At 50.6% G+C, this 354-nt stretch carries 1 protein-coding gene; it reads left to right on the forward strand.

Going from position 1 to position 354, the window contains the following annotated elements; translation table 11 throughout:
• Positions 1–5 precede the first annotated feature (5 nt).
• Positions 6–354: contractile injection system protein, VgrG/Pvc8 family (locus tag L975_RS16975; RefSeq protein WP_255359298.1), on the forward strand; the 349-nt coding region annotated here is incomplete at its 3' end.

Below are 354 nucleotides of genomic sequence, written 5' to 3' on the forward strand. Positions count from 1 at the left end.
GAGACATGGCCAATCAAACCGGATTGCAGTTTACCGTTAACGTGGGTGAGTTGCCGGAGTCAACCTTTGCTGTCGCTGAGTTTTCGCTACACGAGGCACTAAATAGTCCCTTTGAGCTGAATCTAGAGCTGGCCAGTCACCAGCCTGATATCGATTTTGAGGCCGTGTTAGAGCAGCCTTGTGAGCTGCTGATTTGGTTTGAGGGCGAACTACAGCGCCGTATTAGCGGTGTGGTGAGTCAATTCTCCCAAGGTGATACCGGTTTTCGCCGTACTCGCTATAGCATGCAGGTAAAACCGGCGTTGTGGCGTTTATCCTTGCATCACAATGCCCGTATTTTCCAAACCCAAACAC

Origin of the sequence: Plesiomonas sp. ZOR0011 (genome assembly GCF_000800945.1) — a bacterium.
GTDB classification, from domain to species: domain Bacteria; phylum Pseudomonadota; class Gammaproteobacteria; order Enterobacterales; family CAMTGL01; genus Plesiomonas; species Plesiomonas shigelloides.